The 18,002-nt window shown below is 55.6% G+C and carries 23 protein-coding genes; 16 read left to right on the top strand and 7 right to left on the bottom strand.

Features of this window, described 5'->3' with window-relative positions; all coding sequences use genetic code 11:
- The 4 genes from holA to rpsR all read left to right on the top strand — a co-directional run.
- The coding region (gene holA / locus Q1K23_RS03260; RefSeq protein ID WP_300362326.1) for a DNA polymerase III subunit delta at positions 1 to 980 on the top strand (980 nt) is incomplete at its 5' end.
- Between the two features lie 88 nt (positions 981 to 1,068).
- Positions 1,069 to 1,464: a 30S ribosomal protein S6 gene (gene rpsF, locus Q1K23_RS03255; protein ID WP_300362323.1), complete on the top strand. Its 396-nt coding sequence runs from the start codon at positions 1,069 to 1,071 to the stop codon at positions 1,462 to 1,464.
- A gap of 20 nt (positions 1,465 to 1,484) precedes the next feature.
- Entirely contained in the window at positions 1,485 to 1,991 is a 507-nt protein-coding gene (locus tag Q1K23_RS03250; protein WP_300362321.1) for a single-stranded DNA-binding protein, read from the top strand.
- A 27-nt stretch (positions 1,992 to 2,018) separates the two neighbouring features.
- Positions 2,019 to 2,282, top strand: a complete 264-nt coding sequence (gene rpsR, locus Q1K23_RS03245) for a 30S ribosomal protein S18 (RefSeq protein WP_300362319.1) — start codon at positions 2,019 to 2,021, stop codon at positions 2,280 to 2,282.
- 85 nt (positions 2,283 to 2,367) lie between these two features.
- Here rpsR and Q1K23_RS03240 read toward each other — a convergent pair whose 3' ends face one another.
- Genes Q1K23_RS03240 through Q1K23_RS03210 form a run of 7 tightly spaced genes read right to left on the bottom strand, consistent with a single transcriptional unit; the run spans position 2,368 to position 6,974 of the window.
- Complete coding sequence (locus Q1K23_RS03240) at positions 2,368 to 2,880, bottom strand: endonuclease V (RefSeq protein WP_300362316.1); 513 nt, start codon at positions 2,878 to 2,880, stop codon at positions 2,368 to 2,370.
- Positions 2,877 to 3,566, bottom strand: a complete 690-nt coding sequence (locus Q1K23_RS03235; RefSeq protein ID WP_300362313.1) for a class I SAM-dependent methyltransferase — start codon at positions 3,564 to 3,566, stop codon at positions 2,877 to 2,879. Before Q1K23_RS03235 ends, Q1K23_RS03240 begins: the two co-directional genes overlap by 4 nt.
- On the bottom strand, positions 3,556 to 4,173 hold the full coding sequence (hisG, locus tag Q1K23_RS03230; RefSeq protein WP_300362310.1) for an ATP phosphoribosyltransferase: 618 nt from the start codon (positions 4,171 to 4,173) through the stop codon (positions 3,556 to 3,558). Before hisG ends, Q1K23_RS03235 begins: the two co-directional genes overlap by 11 nt.
- The gene (locus Q1K23_RS03225) at positions 4,167 to 4,811 is read right to left on the bottom strand and encodes a type III pantothenate kinase (protein ID WP_300362308.1); all 645 of its coding nucleotides are present in this window, start codon (positions 4,809 to 4,811) and stop codon (positions 4,167 to 4,169) included. The genes hisG and Q1K23_RS03225 overlap by 7 nt, the downstream gene beginning before the upstream one ends.
- Entirely contained in the window at positions 4,790 to 5,116 is a 327-nt protein-coding gene (locus Q1K23_RS03220) for a hypothetical protein (protein WP_300362306.1), read from the bottom strand. The genes Q1K23_RS03225 and Q1K23_RS03220 overlap by 22 nt, the downstream gene beginning before the upstream one ends.
- 2 nt (positions 5,117 to 5,118) lie before the next feature.
- A complete protein-coding gene (locus Q1K23_RS03215; RefSeq protein WP_300362305.1) occupies positions 5,119 to 6,363 on the bottom strand; it encodes a hypothetical protein in 1,245 nt (414 codons plus the stop codon).
- On the bottom strand, positions 6,360 to 6,974 hold the full coding sequence (locus tag Q1K23_RS03210; RefSeq protein ID WP_300362302.1) for a hypothetical protein: 615 nt from the start codon (positions 6,972 to 6,974) through the stop codon (positions 6,360 to 6,362). The genes Q1K23_RS03215 and Q1K23_RS03210 overlap by 4 nt, the downstream gene beginning before the upstream one ends.
- Before the next feature lie 85 nt (positions 6,975 to 7,059).
- Between Q1K23_RS03210 and gatC the strand changes: the two genes are divergently transcribed.
- From gatC to Q1K23_RS03150, 12 genes are all read left to right on the top strand, one after another.
- Entirely contained in the window at positions 7,060 to 7,350 is a 291-nt protein-coding gene (gatC, locus tag Q1K23_RS03205) for an Asp-tRNA(Asn)/Glu-tRNA(Gln) amidotransferase subunit GatC (protein WP_300362299.1), read from the top strand.
- Positions 7,351 to 7,353: 3 nt separating this feature from the next.
- The gene (locus Q1K23_RS03200; RefSeq protein ID WP_300362296.1) at positions 7,354 to 7,695 is read left to right on the top strand and encodes an arsenate reductase family protein; all 342 of its coding nucleotides are present in this window, start codon (positions 7,354 to 7,356) and stop codon (positions 7,693 to 7,695) included.
- A complete protein-coding gene (locus Q1K23_RS03195; protein WP_300362294.1) occupies positions 7,692 to 8,765 on the top strand; it encodes a type IV pilus twitching motility protein PilT in 1,074 nt (357 codons plus the stop codon). The genes Q1K23_RS03200 and Q1K23_RS03195 overlap by 4 nt, the downstream gene beginning before the upstream one ends.
- Positions 8,766 to 8,900: 135 nt before the next feature.
- Positions 8,901 to 10,253 carry a class II 3-deoxy-7-phosphoheptulonate synthase gene (locus Q1K23_RS03190; RefSeq protein ID WP_300362291.1) on the top strand — a complete coding sequence of 451 codons (1,353 nt, stop codon included), beginning with the start codon at positions 8,901 to 8,903 and terminating at the stop codon, positions 10,251 to 10,253.
- Positions 10,254 to 10,385: 132 nt separating this feature from the next.
- The gene (locus Q1K23_RS03185; protein WP_300362288.1) at positions 10,386 to 11,321 is read left to right on the top strand and encodes a GGDEF domain-containing protein; all 936 of its coding nucleotides are present in this window, start codon (positions 10,386 to 10,388) and stop codon (positions 11,319 to 11,321) included.
- Between the two features lies 1 nt (position 11,322).
- Positions 11,323 to 11,919, top strand: a complete 597-nt coding sequence (locus Q1K23_RS03180; protein ID WP_300362285.1) for a CvpA family protein — start codon at positions 11,323 to 11,325, stop codon at positions 11,917 to 11,919.
- Positions 11,916 to 12,401 carry a transcriptional repressor gene (locus Q1K23_RS03175; RefSeq protein WP_300362283.1) on the top strand — a complete coding sequence of 162 codons (486 nt, stop codon included), beginning with the start codon at positions 11,916 to 11,918 and terminating at the stop codon, positions 12,399 to 12,401. The genes Q1K23_RS03180 and Q1K23_RS03175 overlap by 4 nt, the downstream gene beginning before the upstream one ends.
- A gap of 24 nt (positions 12,402 to 12,425) precedes the next feature.
- On the top strand, positions 12,426 to 13,958 hold the full coding sequence (lysS, locus tag Q1K23_RS03170; RefSeq protein WP_300362280.1) for a lysine--tRNA ligase: 1,533 nt from the start codon (positions 12,426 to 12,428) through the stop codon (positions 13,956 to 13,958).
- Positions 13,955 to 15,202: a serine hydroxymethyltransferase gene (locus tag Q1K23_RS03165; protein WP_300362278.1), complete on the top strand. Its 1,248-nt coding sequence runs from the start codon at positions 13,955 to 13,957 to the stop codon at positions 15,200 to 15,202. Before lysS ends, Q1K23_RS03165 begins: the two co-directional genes overlap by 4 nt.
- A gap of 8 nt (positions 15,203 to 15,210) precedes the next feature.
- Positions 15,211 to 15,753 carry a DUF1882 domain-containing protein gene (locus tag Q1K23_RS03160; protein ID WP_300362275.1) on the top strand — a complete coding sequence of 181 codons (543 nt, stop codon included), beginning with the start codon at positions 15,211 to 15,213 and terminating at the stop codon, positions 15,751 to 15,753.
- Between the two features lie 21 nt (positions 15,754 to 15,774).
- Positions 15,775 to 16,455: an SPOR domain-containing protein gene (locus Q1K23_RS03155; RefSeq protein WP_300362273.1), complete on the top strand. Its 681-nt coding sequence runs from the start codon at positions 15,775 to 15,777 to the stop codon at positions 16,453 to 16,455.
- A 4-nt stretch (positions 16,456 to 16,459) separates the two neighbouring features.
- Positions 16,460 to 17,869, top strand: coding sequence for an anthranilate synthase component I family protein (locus Q1K23_RS03150; RefSeq protein WP_300362270.1), 1,410 nt, complete (start codon positions 16,460 to 16,462; stop codon positions 17,867 to 17,869).
- Positions 17,870 to 18,002 lie beyond the last annotated feature (133 nt).

Genomic DNA, 18,002 nt, shown 5'->3' with positions numbered 1-18,002 from the left:
TGTACAAACGAGAATTCGACCAGCTTCTGGCATCGGGTGCCATTCCCAAATCCCTGATGCTCTACGGCGACAACGACTACTACATCGACACGGCCGCCGAAGCCTTCATCGACAGAAGCGGCGCCCGGGAGGGGATGCTCAAACTCTACTTCGACGAGTACGATTTCCAGACGGCCAAGAACTATCTGGGGCAGAGCTCTCTCTTCGGCGACCTGAACCTGCTCGTCGTCCGAAGCGACAGGAAGATCCCCAAAAAGGAGCTGGTCCACCTGATCGACCTGGCCTACCGCAACGCCAACAACTTCTTTCTCTATATCTATACCGGCAGCGACTTCAAGACGATGACGTCGGCCTTTTCCAAAAAGGCGCATGCCGAGCATGTGCGTTTCTTTCCGCCCAACCTGCGGGAAGCGGCCGACATCCTGCAAAAAAGAGCCGTGGAGATGGGAATAGAGATCGACCGGTACGCCATCGAGCATCTGCTGATGGCGCTCAATCTCAATCTCTCCATGGCCGTCAACGAGCTGAACCGGCTCGCGATACTGGAGGGGCCCATCGGCGCCAAGGAGATCGACGAACATGTCTTCTCCCTGGCGCCGATGGCGATGGACACCTTTCTCTTCGCACTCTTTTCCAGAAAGCCGCTGACGGAGATTCTTCCCCAGATGCAACAGCTCGGGGAGGACGAATTCGCCATTTTGCGTGCCATTCAGTATTTCGTCGACCAGCTCTTCATGTTTCATCTCTACATCAAGCTCCACGGCGCTCCCGATTCGGCCGCGATCCTGGGCTACCGCCTTCCCCGGCAGTTGGAGCAGCAGCGCGCCCAGCTGGCCATCAAAATCCCTCTTCCTCTCTTCGACCGTATCTTCGATGCCCTGGCCGAAGGGGAACTCGCCATCAAGACGGCAGGAGGCTCCAGCCAGAAAGAGACACTCTTGTTGTCGATCTTAATAAAAATTAAATCTTTCTTAGGGTAGAATCGCGATGCTCTTTGCTCTTTCTTTCGATCGACGAGAAATCGAAGGAGACAAACCACAAGGGCTAATACCACAAGGAGAACACCTTATGACAAGACATTACGAGACACTCTTCGTCGTCAAACCGACACTGACGGAAGAAGAGATCAAAGCGCAGATCGACAACGTCAAGTCGATTCTGGAAAAGAACGGTGCCGAAATCGCCGGCGAATTCGACTGGGGCATGCGCAAGCTCGCCTACGAGATCGACAAGAATCAGCGCGGATACTACTACGTCATCTACTACACGGCTCCCAGCAGCCTGATCAAAGAACTCGAAAGAAATTTCCGATACAACGAAGACATCATCCGCTATATGAACGTCAAATACGAAAACAAAAAAGAGATCGGCGCATGGCAGAACCTCGTCAACAAAGCGGGTGCGGCCAGCGCGAAAAAAGCGGAAGCTGCGAAAGCGGCCGAAACTGCAGGTGAAACTGCATAACTGAAAACCAAGGCTAATCGATGTTCAACAAGGTCATCCTGATCGGCAACCTCACCAGGGACGTGGAGCTTCGCTACCTTCCCAGCGGACAGGCGCTCGCCAAGTGCGGCATCGCCACCAACCGGCGCTACAAAGACGCCAGCGGCATGCAGAAAGACGAGACGATGTTCATCGACTTCACCGTCTGGGGCCGCTCGGCCGAAGTGGCCAACCAGTACCTCCGCAAGGGAAGCCGCGTACTCATCGAAGGGCGCCTCACGCTCGAGCAGTGGACCGACCAGAGCGGACAGAAACGCAGCCGCCACTCGATCACGGTGGAGAACCTCAAGATGCTCGACCGCAAGGGCGAAAACGAAGGGTACACGCAGCAGCCTTCACAGGGAGGCCACAGCGAGCCGAGTGCCGGGTACGGCGGAGGACAGCAGCCGCAGCAGAGCTATACGCCGCCGCAGCAGCCCGCCCAGCAGCCCAAGCCGGTTCAGGAACTGCCCGAAATCGACATCGACGAAGACGATATACCATTTTAATCAAGACGAACAGAAAAAGGAAACACCATGGCTGAAAGAAGAAAATACTCCAAAAGATACTGCAAATACTGTGAAGCGAAAGTCGAATTCATCGACTACAAAGATCTGAGCAGCATCAAAGCGAGCCTCAGCGAGCGCTACAAAATCATGCCCCGCCGCCTGACAGGCAACTGCAAACGCCATCAGGAGATGGTCGAAAAAGCGATCAAACGTGCACGCGCCGCGGCACTCGTACCCTACGTGGTCGACCACAAGCGCGTCATCCCCAATCCTTTCGAAGAGATCAAGTAATCTCTATTCTCCCGCGCATCCTTGCGCGGGACTTTCCGAAACGACCTTTCCCCTCGCCTATTTCTCTCCTATCCAGAACCCGTACTCATTCCGATGTCCTGAAACAGCTCCGACTCAGAAGATCCACCCGTTTGAGCATCGCAGGAATCCGATGGTTTCCATGCATCGAGACGACGGCCTGTTTCGCTCGCTCCAAATCGATCCCGACCGATGTGACGTAAAGGGGTTTGATACTCCCTTTTCGATAGACGGCGAAACCTTCGGGCAGATCTTTGAAACGGTTTTTCGCGACGCCGATGACGGGAACTTTTGCATGCAGATATTCGTAGAGCCGGGCTCCGAGGCCCGGTTTTTCGATGCCGTCTAGAAAAACGTATCCGTCGATCACGACGATATCCGGTCTGATGTCGTATTTTTCGATCAAAGCCACGATCGGAGGAAGTTCGCGCCTGTAGAACTCTCCGGGAATGTAGTCGCTCTGCACCGGGAAAGTGGCGGAGTATTCGGCCGTCGGTTCGGAAGCGTCGAAGCGGTCAAACGTCACGGCGGCGGCACACGCCTTCTTGTCGGAGTAGGAGACGTCGAAGGCCGCGATCATCGTTTTTTGAAAAGGAGTATCTCTTTGTCCGGTTCGTCGGCATACATTCTGAGCGGATAGCTCTGGATCAGCTCCAGACCGCTCATCCGCGCGATCTCTTCGGGGCGGTGGTAATACTGCACAATCGTGTCGCTCCTGCGCACGTAGCGACCCTCTTTTTCCGTTTCGAAATAGTCGATTCTCGTTTCGAGGACACCATCCTCGAAGATGGAGTCGAGGGCCAGGAACTTCTCTTCGAAGGAGCGCACGAGAGCGCCGGGAGCGACCTCCTCGAATCCGAAGAGGGTATTGATATCGGCGATGAAAACGCCGCCGGGTACGAGGATCTTTTCGACGCAGCCGAGAAATCTGACGAGCTCCTTTGGGGGAAGGTAGTTGAGCACGTCGAAGACGGCGGTGGCGGCGTCGAAACGGCCTTCTACCTCGCACAGATCGATCCTCTCCGCCTCCACACCGGCCTCCCGGGCACGCCGTACCATCTTTTCGCTCAGGTCGACACCGTAGGCACGCTCCGGCTGCAGAGCCTCTTTCGCTTTCGCCAGAAAGGCCCCGCTTCCGCATCCGATATCGATGAGCGAAGCGGGCTCCCAGCTTTGGAGAATCTCGATGTAAAGATCGTAGAGACTCCGGATCTCCTCATCGAAACCGAGAAGCGGTTCGATGTCGGCATAGAGCTCAAGCCCCACGCACGACCTTTTCCATCTGGGTGTAGAGTTCCATGATTTCGCTCTTCTTGGCCAGGAAACTGTGTTTGTTGGCGATGAGATGGGCACTCGATTCCATGATCGTCTCGGCCACCTTCAGACCGTTCTCTTTCATCGTCGTGCCCGTCTCGACGATATCGACGATCGCGTCGGCGAGCCCCACCAGGGGTGCCAGCTCGATGGAGCCGTAGAGCTTGATCACCTCCACGCCCATCGCCTTTTTGCTGAAGTAGTTGCGGGTGATGTTGACCATTTTGGAGGCGACTTTCATGTTGGGCCTGCTCCAGTCGATTTCGTCCTCGTTACGAATGCCGACGGCCACTTTGCAGCGGCCGATTCCAAGATCGAGCAGACGCACGATATCGAGCCCCTGCTCTTCGATGACATCCAGTCCCACGACACCGATATCGGCCGCCTGATGGGCCACATAGGTCGGTACATCCTGGTTTCTAACGAGGAGGAAACGGAACCCTCCCATATCGAGAATCAGTTTGCGCGATTCGAATCTGAACTCGTCTCCGAAAATCGTTCCGAAAATCTCCAGCGTCTCTTCGGCGATCCTTCCTTTGGGCAATGCGACTGTCAGCACTCGTTATCCTTTATCAGTTTTTTCATTCCTTCGAAGACGACCTTCTCGTCGATCTCGGCACCGGGCAGCACTTTGGCCACGATGGTGGCGTCGCCTCCGGTGACGACGACTCTCTTTCCCGGTGCGTATCTCTCCACCAGCGCTTTGACGGGGGCCAGAATCGCGAAGCTGAGCGCATCCCGGGTATCGAGGGGAAGGCGATCCAGCGAAACTTCGGGGTTGAGTGAAACGGCGAGCTTTTCGGAAATGTTCCGGTAACTCTCCAGCATCGCCCGGATGCCGGGCCAGATCCATCCCCCCAGATGTCTGCCTCTCTCCATCACGTCCACCGTGATGGCGCTGCCCGCATCGATGACGACACCCTCTACGACCCCGAGACAGGCCGCTTCACGGTCGATTCCAAGCCCCGCGTACTCCGTCTCGAGCAGGTGCCTGTCACTCAGATCGGTCCAGGGAAGGTTCCTCGCTTCGATCTCTCTGCGAACGGCCTCGTTGACACAGATGAAAAAGAGATCGTCCCTTTCACCGTACCGTGCGATCCCCTCCTCGTGGGAGCAGTGGATCACGCTTTCGCCGTCGTAGAGGTGCATCCGGCTGTTGCCGATATCGCAGAGGATCATACGGCGATGACGCTCCACCCTTCCGCCTCGAGGAGAGCTTTCGCCTTCGAACAGATGGGAGCCCTCAGCAGCAGAACGTTCTGCAGAATCCTGTAGCCGTAATGGTGCTCGATCTTCGATTTGATCTCCAGCCACTCCCGTACCTCTTTCTGCAGCACCCGGCTCTTTTTTTCCACGACGAAGACGAGGGTGTAGCGGTTCTCGAGATCGACACCGTGATAGACCCCGATCCGTTTCCGGCTTCCGATCGTCCTGAGCGAAAAGGGTTCGAACCGTTTGAAAAGAAGACCGCCGGCCTGCAGCGGTTCCATCACCTCTTTCATCACTATTCGGCCTCTTTGACGCTGTCTTCGTTTTCGTCGGGTTCCGTCATCTTTTTCAGTGCGTTCCATATATCGGAGAACCAGGATTCCTCCTCCTCACCACTCTTCTGCGTGGAGAGATCGTCACTCTCCTCCTTCACGGAAGCTTCGGCGGAGATCTCCCGCTCTTCGGCGGCACTCTCAGCCGCACCACCCTTCCGCTCTTCGGTGACGGCTTCGTTTCCACTCTCCTGCACATCGGCATGAAGTTTGAAATAGTACCGTTTGTAGTAGAGCGCATCTTCGGTCGTAAAAAGCCAGTCGTCGATCCTGTCGGGTATCTCGAATACGTTGGAAGTGGAGAGAATCTGGTCGGTGGCTATGACATACCCTTCCCTCTCGATGACGTAGATGAACTCTCCGTAGATCGCCCCGACAAAGTGGGCGAAGGGGAATTTGAGGGAGTGAAGGATCTTCAGATCGGTATCGCAGTGGTAGATGTTGCCGTCTTTTGCCAGGATATAGATGCCGTCGGCGACGAAGATGACATCGCTGATCTCCATCGACTGGGCATCCATCAGCTTGGGACTGACGGAGATGATCCTGTGGGGCGTGGCCGCGACGAGACGGTTGCCGATAACGTCGAGGAAGATGATGTTGTTGAACTCTTCCCCCTTGCCGACGATGATCTCTCTGACCTTCTCCCCCGTCGTCTTGTTGAGAATCACCAGTTTGCCGTCGAGTGTCGGGATGAGCACAAGCTGTTCGAGCATCATCGGGTTGGCGATGCGTATATCGGCGGTCACCGCCTGGTCGGAAGCGTATTTGGCCACGATCTTCTTCGCACCGTAGTCGTAGATACCGTAACTGTTGCCTTCGATCAGAAAGGCGATATTTTCGGTTCCGGGAATGAAAAGGGCCGCGAGCAGCCTTCTGGGCAGATCGACCGTGACCGTTTCGTTCGTTTCGGTGTTGTAGATGATGTTGGGCCTGCAGTCGCCGGCCGCGGCGACGAGCGTGCCGCTCTGGGCGATGTAGCGGTACCCTTCGGGCAGGCGGTAGGACTGCAGGCCCGCTTTGGTGACGACCTGTCCGTTCTCGAGCGTGGCGGCTTCGTAACCCACCTCGACGATCGGCGCCGGAAGCTCACCGTCGTAGTTGACCGATCCCTCGACATTCTCGGGTTCGAAATAGTTTTTTTCGCTGCAGCCTGTATTGAAAAGCAGAAAAAGCGCTATCAGAAACGCCGAAAACGGGAAACGGATCATTTCGTCCCTTTGTCCGCGGCGATTCCGTAGTGTCCCAGCATCTTCGCGACCGGTTTGAGCGGCGAATTCTCCGTAATCATCGCCAGTCTCTCTCTGGCTTCTTTCACTTTACCCTCTTTCATCAGGAGATAGGCTTCGTCGAAAAGGGCGAAATCTTTCAGAAGCGCACCGCTTTTCATCCGGTAGTTTTTCAGCACGTCGGCACGTTTCTCCAGCACACCGAGGTGATAGGACGCCAGGTCCGCCACGACCGGATCCTTGCTCGACTCGAGTCGCTCGAGGGTTTTTGTATCGCCCTCTCTGATCGCCCGGTCGGCCAAAACGAGTTCCGCCAGCGCGGGATTCTCCTTCTTTAGCGTCTCCAGTGCCTTCTTGTCCGTCGGATCGGCCTTCAGAGCCAGAAAGGCTTCGTTGGCGGTCAGCAGCTTCTGCTCTTTCATATACCCCATGACACCGTAGCCCACACCGCCGAAAACCAGGATGGCGACCAGTGCCAGAATCATCGTTTTGTTGCGCTTGTAGAAACGCTCCGCCTTGATCAGTCCGGCCAGAAGTTTCTCGTCCTGCGTCAGCTCCTCTTTCGCATACTCCATCTGCTCTTTGATACTCACGTCTGCTCCCATTTAAAAGGCATTAAAAATTAGTGTGATATCATATCAAAACTAAAGTTAAAAAGTTCGAAAGGGACCCAAACGCATGAAATTTGACGACGCGATGCTGCAACGGCTCGAAAAACTCTCGATGCTGAAGATCGAAGAGGGGAAAAGGGCGGAGATGATCGAAGAGCTCGAAAAGATCGTCGGATTCGTCGACATCCTCGGCGAACTCGACACCGAAAACCTCGATCCCTCCTTCAGTACCCTCGAAGGCGGCACGCCGATGCGCGAAGACACGCCCGACGAAAATCCGGAAGTCCGTGAAATCATCCTCGAAAACGCCCCGAAAGCGAAAGACGACTACTTCGTCGTGCCCAGCATCATCGAATAGCCGATGAAAATCTACGGCATCAAAAACTGCGACGCGGTCCGCAAAGCGGTCCGATTCTTCAAATCCCATAACATCGATTTCGATTTGGTCGATTTTAGAGTAACGCCCGTTTCGTGCGAAACGATCGACCGCTGGCTGAAGCAGGTCCCCGTGGAGAAGCTTTTCAACACCCGGGGAACCACCTACCGCACCCTGAAACTCAAAGAGCTCGGTCTCGACGACGACGGCAAAAGAGAGTGGCTCTGCAAAGAGAACACGCTCATCAAACGCCCGGTCGTCGAGACCGACGACGGCAGAGTGGTCGTGGGCTACAACGAATCCATCTACAAGGAACTGTTTTTATGAGCAATGTCGCGCCCGATATAAGAAAACTTCTGAAAAACGTCGTCGCCTACAAAGCGAGCGACCTGCACCTCGTCAGCCGCAGCGAACCGCAGATCCGTATCGACGGCAAACTCGTCCCCCTCAACCTTCCCAAACTCGACGGTGAAGCGATCGAGCAGATGTGCTACTCGATCATCACCGAGAAGCAGAAGAAGGCCTTCGAGGAGCACAAGGAGCTCGACTTCGCCATCCAGATTCCCGAAGTGGGACGTTTCCGTGCCAACTACTACCGGACCATGGGAGACGTGGCGGCGGCGTTTCGTGTGATTCCGACCCATATTCCCAGCATCGACGACCTGGAAGCGCCCCAGATCTACAAGAAGCTGATCCAGCGGGAGAAGGGGCTCATCCTCGTCACGGGACCCACGGGAAGCGGTAAATCGACGACCCTGGCGGCGATGCTCAACGAAATCAACATGACCGAACGCAAACACGTCATCACGATCGAGGATCCGATCGAATTCGTCCACGAAAACAACCAGTCCCTCTTCTCCCACCGCAACATCGGCACCGACACCGACTCTTTCGCCGCGGCGCTCAAATACGCCCTGCGGGAAGACCCCGACGTCATTCTGATCGGTGAGATGCGGGACAAAGAGACGATCGCGGCGGCCCTGACGGCGGCGGAAACCGGCCACCTGGTCTTCGGCACCCTCCACACCAACTCCGCATCCCAGACGGTCAACCGTATCATCGACGTCTTCAGCGGTGACGAGCAGCCCCAGGTCCGGGCCCAGCTCTCCACCTCCCTGGTCGCCGTCATCTCCCAGGCGCTTCTGCCGAAAATCGGCGGCGGCCGTATCGCGGTGCCGGAGATCCTCATCACCAACCCCGCCATCGCCAACCTGATCCGCGAAGACAAGGTCCACCAGATCTACAGCCAGATGCAGCTGGGTCAGGGCGAAAGCGGCATGCAGACCCAGACCCAGATCATGGTGAAACTCGTCAAGGGTCACATCATCGAAAAATCCGAAGCGCTCCGCTTCTCCACACGCCCCGACGAACTCATCAAGGCGCTCCAGCACATCTGACACGCTCCCGGCCCTTCGCGCCACGGCTTCCGCACGTTTGACCGGAAGCTGTGGAGAACTCTTCCGATAATTTTTATCATCCGATTGTTTCCTTTTTTATGGTATGATTGCGCAAATTTTTTAAGGACGGAAGCAATGAGTACGTGGAGCCCCTCGAGCTGGAGAGATTTCCCGATCAAACAGCAACCCATTTACAAAGACCCCGAAGCGGTCAAACGCATAGAGAAAGAGCTTGAAAAGTTTCCGCCGCTGATCTTCGCGGAAGAGGCGCGCAGCCTCCAGGAGAAGCTGGCCGACGTGACCGAAGGCAAGGCGTTTCTGCTGCAGGGCGGCGACTGCGCCGAAAGTTTCAACGCCTTCAACGCCGACACGATCAAAAACCTCTTCAAGGTGATGATGCAGATGGCGGTCGTCATGACCTACTCCAGCGGCAAGCCGGTCGTCAAAGTCGGACGCATCGCCGGACAGTTCGCGAAACCGAGAAGCTCCGATTTCGAAGCCAAGGGTGACGTCCAGCTTCCAAGCTACCGCGGCGACATCGTCAACGACGCCGACTTCGCGCCGGAAGCGAGAGAACCCAAACCCGAAAAGCTGGTCAAAGCCTACTACCAGTCCGCCGCCACCCTCAACCTTCTGCGCGCCTTCGCCAGAGGCGGAATGGCGGATCTGACCAAGGTCCACACATGGAACCTCGATTTCGTCAAGGGCAAGGCCCTCGGGAAGCGTTACGAGGAGCTGGCCGAAAAGATCACCCAGGCGATGGATTTCATCGCCGCCTGCGGCATCACGCCCGAAAACACGCCGCAGCTGCACGAGACGGTCCTCTACACCTCCCACGAAGCGCTGCTTCTGAATTATGAAGAGGCGTTGACACGCATCGACTCTCTGACGGGAGACTGGTACGACTGTTCGGCCCATATGCTCTGGATCGGCGACAGGACCCGGGAGCTCGACGGTGCCCATATCGAGTTTTTCCGTGGTATCAAAAACCCGGTGGGTGTCAAAGTGGGACCGAGCATGAAAGAGGACGAGCTGATCGAACTGATCGACCGCCTCAATCCGGAAAACATTCCCGGACGCCTGACGCTGATCGTCCGTATGGGGGCCGACAAGGTCGAAGAGCTCTTCCCGCCGCTTCTGAAGCGTGTCACCCGCGAAGGGAAAAATGTCGTATGGAGCTGCGACCCGATGCACGGCAACACGATCAAAACCGATACAGGCATCAAGACCCGCGAATTCCACAACGTTCTGGCCGAAGTGAAGAAGTTCTTCCAGATCCACAAAGCCGAGGGAACCGTCGCGGGCGGACTCCACCTGGAGATGACCGGCGAGGATGTCACCGAATGTACCGGCAGCCAGAGCTGCAAAATCACGGTCGATGCCCTGAGCGACCGCTACCATACCCAGTGCGACCCGCGGCTCAACGCCAACCAGGCCCTCGAAATGGCTTTTATGGTTTCTGAATTTTTCAAAGATCTCCACAAATAAACGACCCTGTTTTTCAATGGAGAAATGTTCTTTTTTACATTTCTCCTCCTTTTCCCGATATTTGAATAGAGGCAATCTTTGCATTTCAGCTATTTTTACCTATAATTGACGAGTTATTACCGGGAGAATCCAATGCCAGCAACAGACAATATCGCCGAAGTGATCCGAAAAAGTTGTGAAGAGATCGACCGATCCATCGCGGAGAAAAAAGAAAAAGGCGCGGATGCGGCGGAGATGATCAAAGAGGTCATCAACACTTTCTTCGACGAGCTGAAAAAGTCGGGATTTTCGATGGATCTCGACGAGTTCATCGAAACCAAGATGGAGAAGAGGTCGAAACGCTGTCTGGATATCGCCCAACAGAGTATCGACACCTTCAAACAGACCAACAACAATCTGCAGGGCATCACCGAATCCCATACCATCGAAATCGAACGTATCAGCGAAGAGAAGAACGAGATCGACGTTCAGACCTTCAGAAACCGTTTCGAAGCTTTCCAGCAGGATCTGATGGAGGAGCTGCAACACGCCAACGACATCATCAAATCCCTCGAGAGCGAGATAGAAGAGCTCCAGAAACAGTCCAACATCGATCCGCTCACCAAACTTTTCAACCGCAAAGCGCTGGAAATCGACGGCAGGGAGCTGCTCAGACACTCCGACGAACGCAATCTCAACATCGTAGCCCTGATGATCGACGCGGACGATTTCAAAAAGGTCAACGACCGGTTCGGCCATATCGCAGGGGACAAGGTGCTGATACTGCTGGCGAAACTCTTCAAATCGTCGATCCGCGAATACGACAGAGCCTACCGCTACGGTGGAGAAGAGTTTCTGATACTTTTCAATCGCGCGACCAAAGAGCAGGCGGTCAACGTGGCCGAAAGGATCATGAAACTGGTCCGCGACAACAAACTGATCTACAAAAACCAGGTGATACATATCACACTGAGCATGGGACTGACCGAGCATCAGAAGGGCGATACCCTCGAAAGCATGATCGAACGCGCCGACGCCGCCCTTTACGAGGCGAAACGGACAGGAAAAGACAGGCTGGTGATTCGCTGAAATGGAGTTCAACTGGTTCGATGCCGTCACGGCGGCACTTATCATTTTCATAGGCATCAAAGGGATCTTCAACGGTCTGGTCAGGGAACTCTCTGGACTGATCGGAATGATAGCCGGCATCTGGATGGGATCGCTCTTCGCGAAAGATTTCGGCGCATGGCTCGGGGCCCATCTGGTCCCCGTCGATTCGGTCTCCGCCCTCAACCTGATAGGATTTCTTCTCATTCTCTCTGCGACCTGGCTGGGATTTATCGTGATCGGTGTCGCCGTCACCAAATTTCTCTCGATCTCCGGGTCCGGCCCCGTCGACAGACTTTTCGGTTTCGTTTTCGCTGCGGCCAAAGTTTTCGTCATTCTCGCCGTGATCGTTTTTTCCCTTTCCCAGATCGAGATCGTGAAAAAGAATACGGCCGAATTTCTGCAAACGAGCCGCCTCTACCCCTGGTTCATCAAAGCGGGTGAGACGATCGTCCACATCGATCCCGCAGGAATCGTGAAAAAGGGCGAGATCATGAAAAAAGAGGCCGAATCCTTCATCAAAAAAGATAAAATAGAGATAGAAAAAAAGGAAAAGAACAGCGAAAAAGGCTCCCAATGAAGCAAGAGAACAAGGTCGCCACGAAACCCCTCATCTCCTACGAAACGCTGTTGACGCAGTTCAAACAGCTTTTGCGATCCAACAACCTGAAATTCACCAAGCAGCGGGAAGTGATTCTCCATACCCTCTACACCCATCCCGGCCACTTCACGCCCGAAGAGCTCTACCAGCTCATAAAAAAAGAGAGCCCGGAGCTCAACACCGGCATCGCCACGGTCTATCGGACCCTCTCCCTTCTTGAAAACGCCGGCATCGTCACCTCCATCTCCTTCGGAACCCAGGGCAAGAAATACGAGCTCGGCATCAAGGCGCACCACGACCATATCATCTGCACAAATTGTGGTAAAATTCTGGAATTTTTTGACGAGGCGATCGAAAAGAAGCAGGAGCGCATCGCCAAAGAGTTCGGTTTCATCATGGAAGACCACTCTCTCAAAATATTCGGGATCTGCCCCGAATGCCAGAAAGAGGGAAAAAGCTAAATTTTCAGTAAAGGAAATAGAAGATTGATATTTGACAATCAATACCAGCAGCAACGGATCGAAAAAGCCGACAAACTGCGTGAAATGGGCATCAACCCCTATCAGAACCGTGTCGTCAAAGAGTGTACCAACAAAGAGTTTCTGGAAAAGTACGCCTGGCTCAAAGAGAGCGAAGAGAAGGAGGCGCTGGACGAAAGCTGCACCGTCGCCGGCCGTGTCAAGTTTCTGCGACTGATGGGAAAGGCGGCCTTCGCCAAGATCGAGGACGAAACGGGACTGCTGCAGATCTACTTCAGCCGTGACGACCTGGGAGACGAGTGGTTCAAGACGGTCAAAAAGATGATCGAAGTGGGCGATATCGTCGCCGCCACCGGTTTTCCCTTCATCACACGCACCGGCGAACTGACGATGCACGTCAAACGCCTCGAACTGGTCACCAAGGCGATCACGCCGCTGCCCGAAAAGTTCCACGGTCTGCAGGACAAAGAGCTGCGCTACCGCCAGCGCTATCTCGACATGATCATGAACCCGGAGGTCAAAAAGACCTTTCTGATGCGCAGCAAAATCGTCAGTCTCATCCGCCGCTTCTTCGAAGAACACGGCTTTCTCGAAGTCGAAACGCCGATGATGCACCCGATCCCCGGCGGCGCCAACGCCCGCCCTTTCATCACCCACCACAACGCCCTGGGGGTAGACCGATACCTGCGCATCGCACCGGAACTCTATCTCAAACGGCTGATCGTCGGCGGTTTCGAAGCGGTTTTCGAAATCAACCGAAACTTCCGCAACGAGGGGATGGACGCCACCCACAACCCGGAATTCACGATGATCGAATTCTACTGGGCCTACCACCGGTACGAAGATCTGATGGAGCTGACCGAAAAGCTCTTCGAATATCTCTTCAAAGAGCTTGGGCTGCCGAAAAAGCTCCCCTACGGGGATCTGGAGATCGACTTCTCCACACCTTTCAAACGGATCGCCTACAAAGAGGCCCTGGTCGAGATCGGGGGTGTCCCCGAAGAGATCCTCGACGACGTGGATGCGATGAAAAAGTATCTCAAGGATCACGGCATCGAAGTGGAAGAGCATCTGAGCAAGGGACAGCTCTGGGGTGAGCTTTTCGACGCTTTCGTCGAGGAAAAACTGATCAATCCCACCTTCGTCACCCATTTCCCGATCGATATCAGCCCCCTGGCACGCAGAAGCGACGACAATCCGGAAATCGCCGAGCGTTTCGAACTCTTCATCGCCGGCAAAGAGATCGCCAACGGCTTCAGCGAACTCAACGATCCGCTGGACCAGTACGAGCGTTTCAAAGCCCAGGCGGCCCAGAAGGAGAGCGACGACGAAGCGATGCACATGGACGAAGACTATGTCAAAGCCCTCGGATACGGCATGCCTCCGACAGCCGGCGAGGGGATCGGCATCGACCGCCTCGTGATGCTGCTGACCAATCAGCACACGATCCGCGACGTCATCCTGTTCCCGGCGATGCGTCCGCAAAAACCCCAGTCCGAACAGAGCGAAGAAAAAACCGAAAAAGAGGAAGAGCAATGACCATTCTCCAGCAAAACGACTCCATCGTCTACGACATCATCGAAAAGGAGCTCCAGCGCCAGACCGATCACCTCGAAATGATCGCCAGCGAAAACTTCACCTTTCCGGAAGTGATGGAGGCCCAGGGCAGCGTCTTTACCAACAAATACGCCGAAGGCTACCCCTACAAGCGCTACTACGGCGGCTGCGAATACGCCGACGCCGTCGAGCAGCTGGCCATCGACCGTGCCAAGCTCCTCTTCGGATGCGAATACGCCAACGTCCAGCCCCACTCCGGAAGCCAGGCCAACGGCGGCGTCTACGCGGCGCTTCTCAAAGCCGGCGACAAGATTCTGGGCATGGACCTCAGCCACGGCGGCCACCTGACCCACGGCGCGAAAGTGAGCTTTTCGGGCAAGAACTACCAGAGCTTCACCTACGGCGTCGAGATGGACGGACGCATCGACTACGACCGTGTCGCGGACATCGCGCAGATCGTCAAGCCCAAGCTGATCATCTGCGGCGCCAGCGCCTATGCCAGAGAGATCGACTTCGCCAGATTCCGCGAGATCGCCGACAGTGTCGGAGCGCTGCTGATGGCGGACATCGCCCATATCGCCGGTCTGGTCGTCGCGGGTGAACATCCACACCCCTTTCCCCACTGCGACGTCGTCACCTCGACGACCCACAAAACCCTTCGCGGTCCCCGCGGCGGTCTGATCCTGACCAACGACGAGGATCTGGCCAAAAAGATCAACAGCGCCATCTTCCCCGGTATCCAGGGCGGTCCGCTGGTGCACGTCATCGCGGCCAAAGCGGTGGGATTCGGCAAAAACCTGAGCGAAGAGTGGAAAGTCTACGCCCGCCAGGTCAAGGCCAACGCCAAAATCCTCGCCGACATCCTGATCGCCCGGGGTTACGACGTCGTCAGCGGCGGCACCGACAACCACCTGGTGCTGGTGAGCTTCCTCGACAAGAATTTCAGCGGCAAAGACGCCGACGCGGCTCTGGGACGGGCGGGCATCACCGTCAACAAAAACACGGTCCCCGGCGAGACACGCAGTCCCTTCGTGACCAGCGGTATCCGTATCGGCTCGCCGGCGCTGACGGCACGGGGTATGAAAGAGGCGGAGTTCGAGACCATCGCAAACGCCATCTGTGACGTTCTCGACGATATCGAAAACGAGGCCAAACAGGCGAAAATCAAAGAGGAGATGACGGAACTCGCGAGACGATTCGTCATCTACGACCGTCCCACCTATTAAGGAGAAATATGTATAATGTCGATACGCAGCTCATCAAATTTGTAACCGACCACTACTATGTCCAGCGACCCAATATCGTCAGCAAGATCAATTACAACGGTCGGATTTTCTACAACAAATTTGAGCGTGTCGACGAACCTCTGACCCGCATGGTCATGAACAGACACGCCGACGGCGAGATCGTCGTGGCGCACGATCTGATCAACCGGTTCGACAAAGTCGAAAATATCGTTTTCGACTACAACGGACGCAATCCGGAACGTTTCTGGCACCGGGCGCAGCTGCTGCTGCGTGAAGAGGGATTCATCAATTTCACGGCCTACGAAACCAAAACGCCGGGACATCTGCATCTGTATGTCCACAAAGGGCATACCACTCTGGCCGAAGCGTACCAGCTCGGCAGGCTTCTGTCGACGAAACTTGCCACCAAACTGCCCAGAGAGTGGAGAATGTTCCCGACATCCGATCTGCCCAGGGAGTACAACATCCTGATACTCCCCTACAGACTCTATGCCAAGGAGCGCGGAGCCGCCTGGTCGAAACATATGTAAGTGCAAAAGAAGGAGAGACGCATGGAAGAGAACAACGAGCTCGACAACCTGATCATACAGACGGAAAAACCATCCGGGCTGAAAAAGCTGCTTCTGGCGGCCGCCATACTGCTGCTCGTGCTTATCATCATCATTCTGGTTACCAAAAGTCTGATCCAGCCCGAGGAGAAACCGCAATCTTCCATCATTCTGCCTCCCGAGCCCACGGTGCAGACCCAGCCTCCGGCCAAAGAGCCGCTTTTCGAAGAGGTTCCCATCGAAGAGGAGCAACCTGCCGAAGAGCAGGTCAAGCAGGTGATCGAGAAAGTCAAAGAGGAACAACCGACGACGGAAGGGGCCAAAGCCGAAGCTCCCACCCCCGAAAAAGCACCCGTCACCGAAGAGGTGATCGAAAAACCCGCCGCTCCGGCCGAAACGGTCACACAAAAGCCAAAAGCGAAGCCCAAGCCCAAACCGGCGGTATCGAAAGGGAGATATTTCATCCAGGTCGGAGCCTTTTTCCGGTACCCGCCCAACAGGAAATTCCTCAAATCGATCGAAAACGAGGGCCTGCACTACGTGATCGTCGAGGGTACACGGGCCGGCAAACCCTACAAAAAAGTGCTGATCGGTCCCTATGCCACCAAAGCGGCCGCGAAAGCCGATCTGGGACGCGTGAAAAAACGCATCAACCAGAACGCCTACATCACGACGAAAAAATAGCGCGATGGTTTTCGTTACAAAGATCCTTTTCGACCAGTTCGCGCCGCCGGCACTGTACGCGAAGGTCAGAGACCATTTCAAAGACGACGTGACGATGCTCTTCGAGAGTGTCGGCGGAAGCGACGAAGGCAACTGGAGCTTCATCTTCGTCGGGGCGAAAGAGCGCCTCGTCTACAAAGATAACCAGACCACCTATATCGACGAGCTCGGCAACCGCCACGCCATGGAGGAGGACCCTTTCACCTTCCTCAAATCCTACTATGCGAAGATAGACCGTGAAGCCTACAGAGCCAAACGTCTGGAGACGGGACTCGGATTTCTCGACGGTTTCATCGGATATATCGGCTACGACATGGTCAAAGTCTTCGAACCGGTTCTGGGGCCCTTCATGGACGCGCTGGAGGACCGTGACCACATTCCGGACCTCGACATGATCCGTCCCCGTCTCGTCCTCGCCTTCTCCCACAAGACGAGCGAGCTGAGCCTCGTCACATCCGACGAATCGACCTTTGAAACTTTCGACGCCCTGATCGACCTCATCGAGTCGCCCTACGAATATATGACGATGAAGCCGATCGAAAGAAGCGAGGGGGGCGAGTTCGCCTTCGACGAAGCCCGCTTCCACAAAATGGTCGAGGACTCCAAGGAGATGATCCGCAGCGGCGATGTCTTTCAGATCCTGATGTCCAACCGTTACACCGAAAAGGCGAAGGTCGATCCTTTCAGTTTCTATAGGATACTGCGCTCCAAAAACCCCTCCCCCTACCTCTTCCTGCTGGAGTACGAAGATTTCAGTATCGCGGGCAGCTCCCCGGAGGTGATGGTGCGCCTCACCGACGGCAACATCCTCCTTCGCCCCATCGCCGGCACACGCCGCCGGGGCCGTACGCTCGACGACGACAAGCGGATGGAGGAGGAGATGCTAAGCGACCCGAAAGAGCGGGCCGAGCATATCATGCTGGTGGATCTGGGACGCAACGACGTGGGCCGCGTCGCCAAGGCCGGCACCGTCAAAGTGACGGCGCTGATGCGGGTGGAGCGCTACAGCCACGTCATGCACATGGTCAGCGACGTGGAGGCCAAGATCGACGACGGCAAGGATATGTTCGACCTCTTCGCAGCCACCTTCACCGCCGGCACGATGACGGGGGCTCCGAAGATCCGCGCCATGGAGCTGATCGCCGAGTTCGAGGGGATCAAACGGGGATTCTACAGCGGCAGCGTGGGATACTTCGGCTTCGACGGCAACATGGACAGCTCCATCACGATCCGCACCGCGCTCGTCAAACCCGACGAAATCGTCCTCCAGGCCGGTGCGGGCGTCGTCGCCGACTCCAAACCGGAGCTGGAGTACCTGGAAGTCAAAAACAAGCTCGCCGCCCTGCGAAGCACGCTGGACGATCTGCGCGAGTAGTTTTGAGTTTTGAGTTTTGAGTTTTGAGTTTTGAGTTTTGAGTTTTGAGAAAGCTGACATGAGTCAGCTTGATGCAAACTGAAACGAAAGCGGCGAAGCCGCCACCTTTACCCGTTCACGGTTCACGATTTCC

Origin of the sequence: Hydrogenimonas sp., assembly GCF_029933015.1 — a bacterium.
In the GTDB taxonomy this organism is placed as follows: Bacteria; Campylobacterota; Campylobacteria; order Campylobacterales; family Hydrogenimonadaceae; genus Hydrogenimonas.
Note: the sequence above shows the minus strand (reverse complement) of the source record. Positions and strands in the feature narration are given on the sequence as shown.

Excerpts from the sequence above, each read along its gene's own strand:
- Q1K23_RS03220 (WP_300362306.1), bottom strand. The coding sequence starts at position 5,116 with ATGAAAGAGGTGATGGAACCGCTGCAGGCCGGCGGTCTTCTTTTCAAA.
- Q1K23_RS03185 (WP_300362288.1), top strand. The coding sequence starts at position 10,386 with ATGCCAGCAACAGACAATATCGCCGAAGTGATCCGAAAAAGTTGTGAA.
- Q1K23_RS03165 (WP_300362278.1), top strand. The coding sequence starts at position 13,955 with ATGACCATTCTCCAGCAAAACGACTCCATCGTCTACGACATCATCGAA.
- Q1K23_RS03180 (WP_300362285.1), top strand. The coding sequence starts at position 11,323 with ATGGAGTTCAACTGGTTCGATGCCGTCACGGCGGCACTTATCATTTTC.
- Q1K23_RS03240 (WP_300362316.1), bottom strand. The coding sequence starts at position 2,880 with ATGATCGCGGCCTTCGACGTCTCCTACTCCGACAAGAAGGCGTGTGCC.
- rpsR (WP_300362319.1), top strand. The coding sequence starts at position 2,019 with ATGGCTGAAAGAAGAAAATACTCCAAAAGATACTGCAAATACTGTGAA.
- Q1K23_RS03175 (WP_300362283.1), top strand. The coding sequence starts at position 11,916 with ATGAAGCAAGAGAACAAGGTCGCCACGAAACCCCTCATCTCCTACGAA.
- Q1K23_RS03155 (WP_300362273.1), top strand. The coding sequence starts at position 15,775 with ATGGAAGAGAACAACGAGCTCGACAACCTGATCATACAGACGGAAAAA.
- Q1K23_RS03150 (WP_300362270.1), top strand. The coding sequence starts at position 16,460 with ATGGTTTTCGTTACAAAGATCCTTTTCGACCAGTTCGCGCCGCCGGCA.
- Q1K23_RS03160 (WP_300362275.1), top strand. The coding sequence starts at position 15,211 with ATGTATAATGTCGATACGCAGCTCATCAAATTTGTAACCGACCACTAC.
- Q1K23_RS03195 (WP_300362294.1), top strand. The coding sequence starts at position 7,692 with ATGAGCAATGTCGCGCCCGATATAAGAAAACTTCTGAAAAACGTCGTC.
- Q1K23_RS03190 (WP_300362291.1), top strand. The coding sequence starts at position 8,901 with ATGAGTACGTGGAGCCCCTCGAGCTGGAGAGATTTCCCGATCAAACAG.
- Q1K23_RS03250 (WP_300362321.1), top strand. The coding sequence starts at position 1,485 with ATGTTCAACAAGGTCATCCTGATCGGCAACCTCACCAGGGACGTGGAG.
- Q1K23_RS03215 (WP_300362305.1), bottom strand. The coding sequence starts at position 6,363 with ATGATCCGTTTCCCGTTTTCGGCGTTTCTGATAGCGCTTTTTCTGCTT.
- gatC (WP_300362299.1), top strand. The coding sequence starts at position 7,060 with ATGAAATTTGACGACGCGATGCTGCAACGGCTCGAAAAACTCTCGATG.
- Q1K23_RS03200 (WP_300362296.1), top strand. The coding sequence starts at position 7,354 with ATGAAAATCTACGGCATCAAAAACTGCGACGCGGTCCGCAAAGCGGTC.
- rpsF (WP_300362323.1), top strand. The coding sequence starts at position 1,069 with ATGACAAGACATTACGAGACACTCTTCGTCGTCAAACCGACACTGACG.